This window comes from Prevotella sp. SGI.167 (genome assembly GCF_050313615.1).
Lineage (GTDB): Bacteria > Bacteroidota > Bacteroidia > Bacteroidales > Bacteroidaceae > Prevotella.
The window spans coordinates 1-2,078 of record NZ_JBNPLT010000084.1; the positions used below are offsets into that span (position 1 = coordinate 1).

A 2,078-nucleotide genomic window follows, 5' to 3' on the forward strand; every position below is an offset into this window, starting at 1 on the left:
AAATCAAGAATTGAACGGGATGGAATCTATGCAATTCGATAAATATGTAGCATTGGATATACTTAATAGAGTACATATTTCTATTGAGCATATAGAAGAGCGTTCACAACCTGTTGGCTAAACGTCTGTATGGTAAGCTGTTTGCAGATAAAGGCTATATCTCGCAAAAACTCTTCGATTCACTTTTTGAGGAAGGCATCCAGTTGGTAACAGTATTACCCTTTGTTGATTCTTTCCACCAATTCATCTGGTGTAAGTATCTCCATCTTAGAGAAGCCAAACCACTTTTTGCCCAAGTCCTTTATGGATGCTCCTATATGATACACATCATCGTCTATACAAAGGAAGCGGTCATGTGATAAACGGAATGTTTCAACATCAATCGGTGCATATTGAGCATTATGACGGTCTATGTCGAGTTGGAACTGACGGCTTATCTGCTGAGTGTAGATGATTGCAGACACGTTATTGTCTCTTTTATCGAGCAATGTCAGTACAGTCTCGTCAACATAGTTGTCGATAAGGACAATACGTTTCTTCGCACTCTTAATCAAGTCGGACACGAAAGTATAGGCATCATAAACTTGCCCATTGTAGAACACACCTTGTTTCGGTTTTGCATTGCCTTCGTCCAATCTGCGAAACACTTCTTCTATACGTTTGTCGGATTCTTGCAAGTGTTGTTGCATTTCCAATTGATGGTATTCCATAGTTGAGAGACGCTGAAACACTTGGGCATTGTTCTGTAGAAAGTGACGCATTGAAGTGAAAGCTCGCATTATTCGAATATTCACCTCAATCGCAGTGTCTGAACGTAAAACACTACTAAGCATAGCGACTCCGTTTTCAGTAAATACGTAAGGCATGTATTTCAAATGTTGTCCGCGTCCTTCGTTTAAGGTCGCAATTTGCGACCTTAAACATTCTTCCTTGGTCAATTGAAACATGAAATCTTCTGGAAATCGTTTAATATTACGTTTTACTTGCTCATTAAGACGCTTTGTTTCAACGCCATAAAGTGTGGCAAGGTCACGGTCAAGCATAACTTGTTGTCCTCTAATGATTTTTATTAGAGGCTCTATATTGTCAACACCAACCAACTGGTCACTTTTTGTGGTCAGTTCGCTGCTCTCCTTTTTTCCTATTTTATCTGTCATATTTATATTCATTTTTCTAAAATCACAAATTGTGACTTTGAACATTACCATATTTAACAGCATTCAAAGGTAGTGCTTTTAGCCACTATTGCACAACCCCTTTTTTGAAAAGAACGTAAAATTAATAGTTTTATTGCTGTGATTGTACTTTTATTAATCGAGGTGGTTAAGTTCTATGCAGCTGATGGCAAGCTTATCGGCTCATCTTCTGTCGTGGACGGTACCGCATCCTGCGCTGTATCAGAAACTATGGTTATTGCAAAATTCGGTGATAATGCAATCAAGGTTGCAGTAAAATAAACTATTGTAGATAAAAAGTAAAAAGTTTGATGCACTGAAAATGTGCGTCAAACTCTTTTTCCCGAATATCCTTGTTTTTATAAGCAGCATACAGCTAAAAATAAGATAAATATAGCTACAGACGTAGCACATCCATTTCGTCATTATTGCATGATGTCATAAAAGGATATTCTTCGGATTCATTATGAGCCTCTGTTGCATAATCGTGACGATAGGCAACTATTGGTTCTTGAACGGTACTACTAGCCTCGAAAAAGCGTTGGGCTTTATCGTTTAGTTGTTCTTTTGAGTTTGACATTATTTTAGGCATATTGTAATCCTCCTTAATTTTTGTTACTCTAATTTGATGCTAAAATACGATTAATATTTGAAATCACCAAAGTTTTGTGCAGGTTTCTTCCTCCTTTGAATCTATCATGCAAAATAACGACAGGTAAACCAAGGATATATGAAAATAAAATTGTATCTTTGCACTATATTTTATTAAAAAGGCTGCAATATGAAATATCCTATCGGAATACAGAGTTTCGAACAAATCATAGAAGATGATTATGTTTATCTCGATAAGACGGCATTGGTCTATGACTTAGTGACTAATGGTAAAGTCCTAGAAGCTTAATT

At 36.7% G+C, this 2,078-nt stretch carries 2 protein-coding genes and 2 pseudogenes; 2 read left to right on the top strand and 2 right to left on the bottom strand.

Annotated elements, in window-relative coordinates:
- Window positions 1–101 precede the first annotated feature (101 nt).
- A pseudogene (locus tag ACQRBJ_RS15890) lies at window positions 102–212 on the top strand (transposase); the annotation flags it as partial.
- A gap of 3 nt (window positions 213–215) precedes the next feature.
- On the opposite strand, the gene ACQRBJ_RS15895 reads toward ACQRBJ_RS15890, so the two are convergent.
- Together ACQRBJ_RS15895 and ACQRBJ_RS15900 are read right to left on the bottom strand one after the other, a co-directional pair.
- Window positions 216–1,157: an ORF6N domain-containing protein gene (locus ACQRBJ_RS15895; RefSeq protein WP_445304213.1), complete on the bottom strand. Its 942-nt coding sequence runs from the start codon at window positions 1,155–1,157 to the stop codon at window positions 216–218.
- Window positions 1,158–1,572: 415 nt separating this feature from the next.
- A complete protein-coding gene (locus tag ACQRBJ_RS15900; protein WP_445304214.1) occupies window positions 1,573–1,767 on the bottom strand; it encodes a hypothetical protein in 195 nt (64 codons plus the stop codon).
- A gap of 189 nt (window positions 1,768–1,956) precedes the next feature.
- Here ACQRBJ_RS15900 and ACQRBJ_RS15905 point away from each other — a divergent pair.
- Window positions 1,957–2,061 (top strand): annotated as a pseudogene (locus ACQRBJ_RS15905) (AAA family ATPase); the annotation flags it as partial.
- Between the last annotated feature and the right edge of the window lie 17 nt (window positions 2,062–2,078).

Bases quoted from the DNA above. Each gene is read 5' to 3' on its own strand.
- ACQRBJ_RS15900 (WP_445304214.1), bottom strand. From the start codon at position 1,767: ATGCCTAAAATAATGTCAAACTCAAAAGAACAACTAAACGATAAAGCC.
- ACQRBJ_RS15895 (WP_445304213.1), bottom strand. From the start codon at position 1,157: ATGACAGATAAAATAGGAAAAAAGGAGAGCAGCGAACTGACCACAAAA.